General features: G+C 67.3%; 1 protein-coding gene. It reads right to left on the bottom strand.

Annotated features, from left to right (window positions below; genetic code table 11):
* On the bottom strand, positions 1 to 422 hold a 422-nt coding region (locus DTL70_RS00025), incomplete at both ends, for an acyltransferase domain-containing protein (RefSeq protein ID WP_114019718.1).

Genomic DNA, 422 nt, shown 5'->3' with positions numbered 1-422 from the left:
CGGAGTTGGCGAGGGTGGTGAGCATGTCCGCGAACCGGACGGGTTGGCGGATGTGTGCGGTCCAGTAGGCGGGGGTGGTGAGTTGATCGGTTTCGGCGGGTCGGCCGGTGAGGTTGGAGAGCAGCGGGGTGTGGGGTGGGTGGTAGGTGATCTGCTCGGCCGCTTCCCGGAACGCGTCCAGGATGGTGTCGGTGTGAGGAGAGTGGAAGGCATGCTCGGTCGCGAGCGTCTTCACCCTCCGCCCCTCGGCGGTGAACGTCTCGACGATGGCTGCGATGGCGTCGGGGTCGCCGGAGATGACGGTGTGGCGGGTCGTGTTGTAGGCCGCGACACACACTTGGTCGTTGAGGTGGGGGGTGAGTTCGTCTGCGGTGGCTTGGATGCTGGCCATCGCGCCGGGCGGCAGCTGGCCCATCAGTTCC

The organism is Streptomyces diacarni (assembly GCF_003323715.1).
GTDB lineage: Bacteria > Actinomycetota > Actinomycetes > Streptomycetales > Streptomycetaceae > Streptomyces > Streptomyces diacarni.
This window is presented reverse-complemented; position numbering and strand designations above follow the sequence as displayed.